The sequence below is a fragment of the Streptomyces glaucescens genome (assembly GCF_002154375.1).
GTDB classification, from domain to species: Bacteria; Actinomycetota; Actinomycetes; order Streptomycetales; family Streptomycetaceae; genus Streptomyces; species Streptomyces glaucescens.
Genome location: NZ_MUND01000180.1, coordinates 1 through 5,726, shown reverse-complemented (window position 1 = coordinate 5,726; position 5,726 = coordinate 1). Strand labels below are relative to the sequence as shown.

Annotated in this window: 4 protein-coding genes; 2 read left to right on the top strand and 2 right to left on the bottom strand. The window is 69.1% G+C overall.

Annotated elements, in window-relative coordinates:
- Nucleotides 1-16: 16 nt before the first annotated feature.
- Nucleotides 17-175 carry a hypothetical protein gene (locus CCN42_RS42565; protein ID WP_158102086.1) on the bottom strand — a complete coding sequence of 53 codons (159 nt, stop codon included), beginning with the start codon at nucleotides 173-175 and terminating at the stop codon, nucleotides 17-19.
- A 421-nt stretch (nucleotides 176-596) separates the two neighbouring features.
- Here CCN42_RS42565 and CCN42_RS13470 point away from each other — a divergent pair, with 421 nt between their 5' ends.
- A complete protein-coding gene (locus tag CCN42_RS13470; protein ID WP_245877267.1) occupies nucleotides 597-1,079 on the top strand; it encodes a transglycosylase SLT domain-containing protein in 483 nt (160 codons plus the stop codon).
- A 287-nt stretch (nucleotides 1,080-1,366) separates the two neighbouring features.
- Here CCN42_RS13470 and CCN42_RS13465 read toward each other — a convergent pair whose 3' ends face one another.
- Nucleotides 1,367-3,925 carry a DEAD/DEAH box helicase gene (locus tag CCN42_RS13465; protein ID WP_211294696.1) on the bottom strand — a complete coding sequence of 853 codons (2,559 nt, stop codon included), beginning with the start codon at nucleotides 3,923-3,925 and terminating at the stop codon, nucleotides 1,367-1,369.
- Nucleotides 3,926-5,232: 1,307 nt separating this feature from the next.
- On the opposite strand from CCN42_RS13465, the gene CCN42_RS44390 reads away from it, so the two are divergent.
- Nucleotides 5,233-5,421 carry a hypothetical protein gene (locus tag CCN42_RS44390; RefSeq protein ID WP_245877266.1) on the top strand — a complete coding sequence of 63 codons (189 nt, stop codon included), beginning with the start codon at nucleotides 5,233-5,235 and terminating at the stop codon, nucleotides 5,419-5,421.
- The last annotated feature ends 305 nt before the right edge of the window (nucleotides 5,422-5,726 follow it).

The following is a 5,726-nucleotide window of genomic DNA, read 5'->3' as shown; positions in this document are numbered from 1 at the left end:
ACCAAAGAGACAGAACCTAGTTGGCGAAGCACTTGACGAACTCCTCGCCCGACAGCTTCACCAGCTTCCAAGCGATGGCCCGCATGCGGGCGGCGAGGAGGCGCAGACGCTGGGCGAGACGGCGCAGCCGGTCCGGGCGCGCAGGTACGGCGGCCTGGTGGCCGGGGGAGGGCATGCGATGGGCGGGCCGGCGCGCCTGTGTTCGAGTGCCGTTGGCGGATGGGTTCGCCTGCGGGTCAAGCTGCGGGGTGGGGCAGCGACTCGTTGGCTGGATGCCGGACGGCATCGGGGCGCTTCGTGATGTGACCTGTGAGTGCAGCGGATTGTTATGTCGTGGCGGCGCGCACGGGCTGGGGGATGCGGATCGGCGGTCCGGTGTGCTGGATTGAGGCCGGTCCGCGCGGGCACGCGCACCTCGGGATGGCAAGACGTCCCTGCTGTTCAGGCGGGGGCAGGCGGCAGGGGAGAGGTGAGTGGGGATGGCCAAGTGGCCGACGGCGGCGTCGAAGCAACAGTCGCAACCAGCGGACCGCGGAGGCGTTCGGACGCCACCGTTGCGGCCCGGTGGCTACGATCCAGCCGACTACGCTGCATATGTGGTGCGCAGCGCGGAGGAGGCCGCAGTGTCGCCCCTGCTCGTGATGACCGTGCTCCACAATGAGGCGTACAAGCCGCACCATCCGCTGCTGGAGCGGCTATGGCAGTGGTGGAAGCCCGAGGCGGCCTACGGAGTGGCCAACATGCACCGTGCGACGTTCGAGCGGGTTCGGCGAACGCACGACCTGTCGGAGCGGTGGCAAGACCTTCGCGACGATCCCACTTTCGCCATCCACGCGGCGGCCCTGCACCTCAAGGACCTCAACCGGAGCCTTCCAAAGCGGCACGTGCGCCGCTACACCCGCGACGAACTCCTCGCCTTGGGCTACAACGCGGGCGAACGCAACATGCAAGCCTTCGCCCGGGGGGTTCCGCCGGGCCCTCTGGCACGGTCGTACCTGCGCCGTTTCCGTGCATACCGGAGCCGGGCCGCCGAGGCTCTTGCGGACTGCGGCAGGCCGGGCGATGCCGTGGCTGGTTGAGCTGTCGCGGTCGTGGATGGTTTCGATCTCGCCGAGCCAGGGCTTCGCCCGGCCGTCCACGATGTCGTCGCATGCTCCAGGTGCAGTCGTCCGATTCAGCGGGCGACGGGAGGCGTCGCTCCTACGCGAGCATCAGGGCCCTCTCCGACCGCTGTTCGGTAAACCCGCCAGCTACGTGTCGGCGAGGGCTGGCCGCGTGATCCGCACAGCGCATGGGTGCCTGGCTGCCGTGAACCATCGGCGCTGGGCCAGCTCATCCTGTCCCGGCCCCGCTTCCCATCCGCACCTCATGCCCAGCGCATGCCGATCGCGGACAGCAGCTCCACCCGTTCGGGTGGCAGGGTGGCGGCTCGGCTGCGTTGGTTGTTGATCCATGCGCCCAGTTTCAGTTCCCGCACCTGCTGCCTCTCGCTGCTGCCGCCGGTCCTGTCGCCGCTGCTGATGACGATCGTTTCGGTGTGTTTGCGGGGGACGCGCAGGTGCCCCTCGCGCTCGTAGAACTGCTTGGCGGCCTGGTAGTTGAGAGCCCATTTGTCGGCTTGGCTGGTCCGCGGCCTGGGTTTCTCGTCCTCGCTAGCGGGTGTGATGCCGAGGATGTGCTCCAGCATCCACTGCTGGACGCCGGTGAGCTTGTCCCACCCGTGGCGCTGTGCCCTTACCCACCGTCCGAGGTCCTCACCCTGATGCACGACGTCGCCCGGCGACGTGGGCAGCGTGCCGCCGGCTTCCAGGTGCTGCCGGGTGAGGTGGAAGGCGCGCTGCCATTCCACGGACCAGGCCGGGCACCAGGCGGGGTCGATGTCCTCCAGCTGCTCGCGCCGCTCGTCCGGCAGTGCCCCGGCCGCTGACGGGACGGGCAGGCCCTGGGCGCGCCGCTGCTCGTTCTCGGCGGCCTTGCGGGCGGCGGCCCGCTGGTTCTTCAGCCAGATGCCCACCGGGTAGCCCTGGTAGGTGGCGTCGGTCGGGGCCAGGAGGTGGCCCGCTTCGGCTGCCCACCCGCGTGCGGCTGTGAGGCCCTCTTCCCATGCGACGTCGTAGTGCGACCAGATCATGCCGAGCTTGTCGAGCTGTGCGATGCGGTCGGCGTCCATGTCTCCGCGGGCGTGGAAGCGGCGGGCGTCGGCGATCCACTGCCCGAGCGGGAATCCGGCGAGCGCAGCCGGCCAACCCTCGGCCTCCGCCGCCTGCTCCTTCTGCTCTCCGCGGCCGGGGACGCGGTAGGTGAAGGGGACCTTGAGGTCGCCGTGGAGCCGGTGGTAGACGACGGCGGCCTCGATGCCGCGCCGCCAGTGCGCGTGTTCAGGGTTGAGGACGCGCAGGTTGATGAACGCGGCCAGCGTGGCGGGGTCGCGCGGGCTGGAGAACTTCAGCAGCTGCCGGGCCGGCATCGAGAGTCGGTCGCTTCGGTCGCTGCCGGCTCCCTCGCCTTGACCCTCCTCACCCTCGCTGCGGGTCTGGACGCCTCTGACACGGCTTGGCGCCTGGGGCTCGGCGAGCTGCTCCACCACCCGGGCATCATGCGCCCGGAGCGCCTCCAGCAGCTTGGCGAGCCCGCCGTACGCCCTGCTGGTGAGCATGTTGTTCGGCGTCTCCCCGGGCCCAAGCAGGACCGGAACCACGAGAGAGGCGACCTTGCCCTCACCGGGCTGCATGCGCAGCGCCCGGCCGACGGCCTGGACGAGGTCGGGCATGGAGCCGCGTACGTCCGCGAAGTACACGGAGTCGCAGCGGGATGTGTCGACGCCTTCGCCGAGGATGCGAACACTGCTCAGGAAGGTCTTCTCCACAACGGTGCCGTCGCCGGCGATGCCGTCGGCGAACTCAGCGAGTACCCGCCGCCGGTGGCCTGGCTTGTGCTCCCCGCACAGCCACTCAGCCCAGACGGTGCCCGGGTACAGCCCCGGGTCACCGGTGTGCAGCCGCTCGGCGACGTCCGGCAGGCCAGCCGCGAAGGCCTCGGCCTCTTTCACCATGTGGTGGAAGACGAGCGTCCTGCGGAAGCCTTCCTCGGCCGATGCCTTCACCAGCGCCGTCTGGAGTGCGGCCAGCCGTGCCCCGCGCACCTCCTCGGACCGTGCGTCGGCGCCGAGGAGCTGGGCGGCCTGGAGCTGGGTGTCGGTGATGTCTACACACACCACCTGATACGGCGCGCAGATCCCCCGGTCGATCGCCTCCGACAGCGTCAGCGTGTAGCACCGGGCGCCGAACGGCCCCTCCGGATCGTCTTCCATCGACGCGACCAGCTCACCCGGCGCGCCCTGCCTGCCCTCCTCGTCGAGCTGCCACAGCCGGGGTGTGGCGGTCATGTACAGGCGCCGCAGGGCGGGGATAGGGGTGTTGTCGTGAACGACCGCCCATGGCTTTCCGATCCGCCCCGACGTCCGGTGCGCCTCATCGACCACGATCAGGTCCCACCCCGGCAGGCCCGCGGCATGGGCGCGCTCCAGCGTGCCCATGCCGAGAGAGGCGTACGTGGCGAACACGGTGACCTTGTCGAACGGCCGCACCCAGTCGACCAGCTCGTCGACATCCGTGGTGTTGGGGAAGGACACCTCCTCGCCCCGCAGGGACGAGACCCCGATCACCGGCCCGGTGCGGCCTGCTTCACGCCACGCGGTCTCGGTCTGGGCGAGCAGATCCAGCGAGGGCACGAGTACCAGCACACGGCCCGCTCCGAGCTCCTCGGCGCTCCGGGCAGCCACGAGGCTCTTGCCCGACCCGGTTGCCATGACCACCTGAGTGCGGAGTCCCCGCTCAGACACAGTGGATCTTGCAGGGAATTCGAGGGCCCGGAGTACGGCGTCCACGGCTTCCCGCTGGTGAGGACGAAGCTCCTTCATCGCCATTCCGTCTCCTTTTCCCCCAGGCCGCACCAAAAGCCGCCCTCGGGCACACCGCAACAACACCCACGCCAACGAGGCACCTTGGCCATGGCAACCACGTCCCGGAGCACAGGGAGAACCCTCCGGATCCAGCACGCCAGATCACGCGACAGCCACCCTCTAACCTGAGAACAGGTGACGTCTCCTGTTCCAGACTCTATCGCACGACAAAAATGAAGCACCATCGATCGGTGAATCATCGCCGACCCGATGGGTACCCCGCTTCTCTCATTACCCGACTGCAGGGGAGCGCCATGACACACAAGACCGAAGAAGAGATAGGCAACCGGTTCTGCAAGGCATGTGGCACACCGGCCGAAGACGGGAGGCTGTGCAGGCACTGCGGCACCGTTTTGGACTTCCCTGACGATGCGGGCCTGGTCGAAGACGAAGGCGGGGGAGTGCGACGCGACTTCGAAGAACGGACCCGGCAGTAAGAACGAGAAGCGACCGGAAGGGCGAACCCGAGCAACCCGCTCCGTTGAACAGCGTGCACTGGGGTACACGGGCCGGCATGGCATCCACAACTGATCGCGTCAAGTCCCTGCGGGCCGTGCGGCAGCTGCGCCGGGTCCGCGCCTTCTACACAGGGGGCGTCCTGCTGTGGGCGGTATTGACCGCCTGGACAGGCTGGCAGTCGCCCGGCAGCCGACAGATGTGGGTGTCCGCCCTCCTCCTGGCCGTCTTCAGCAGTCTCCTGCTCACAACCTCCCTGTGGCTACAACGCCTCCAAGCCACAGGCCCGCGACGTCCCGCGCACCACGCCACATCACGGAGGACCACTGCACCACGCCGCGCGCATGCCTGACCCGATGCCGGCAAGGCAGTACCACCTGCGGCCCGTGTCTCATCGTGTTTCTGTGCCTCAACCTTTGGCTGTGAGCCAGTCACCGCTCGGCATGCCCCACAGGCCTGGCACGAGGGGGTACCGGGAGCTGGTTCTGCTTCACGGTCGCGTCTGGATGTCATGAGTTCTAGTACTCATGCGTGACGGTCTTGCCGTGCGTGACACTGCCCTGGTCATGAAAGGCCATCAGGAGGGGCAGGCGTATGAGTGCACGCAGGACTGTGGCAGTGGCGTTGTTGGCGGCTTTCGGGGCGGTGGGCGTAGGAGCGGTGCCGGCCGCGGCGGATGGCGGTCTTCTTCCTCATCCAGGGCCTGAGGGGCTGGTGTGGGTGCCGGAGTGGACGGGGGATGCCGGGGTCGCGTTGGTGGTGCATGGGAAGGGCTGCCGACCGTGCTCACGGTGGCCTGTGAGGGTGGAGGCAGTGTGGCGGTGACGATGGAGTCGCAGCAGGCACAGGTGGCCGAGTTTTCGGTGGACTGTCCTGCCGACGGCGTGAGTGTGGGCTCAGTGACCATGGATCCCGGGGTCGTGCAGCGAGGTTCCTTCACCGTGGACGTTGACGCCTCGGACGACAGTGTCCGCTGGGCCCTGACCGTCACCCAGCCCGAGTAGAACCCCCAGCCACCCCCCTCTCGCTGCTCGGGCCGCAGGCCCGCTGGCCGCCCCGCGCAGCGGGGCCGGCCTCCAGGGCGCGCAGCGCCCCGGGTGGCTGGAGCGCAGCGGAGGCCACCCCATGCGGGACCGAAGGTCCCGCAGCTCCGGGAGCGCAGCGGACGGAGCGTCACCCGCCTTGCGCAGCAAGGCGGGTGGGCTGCTCGCGCAGCGAGCAGCAGCGCTCACGCGGAGCGGGAGCGCAACCCCCGCGCGCAGCGCGGGGGTTCGCTTGCCCATCGCGCAGCGATGGGGTACCCGCTGTC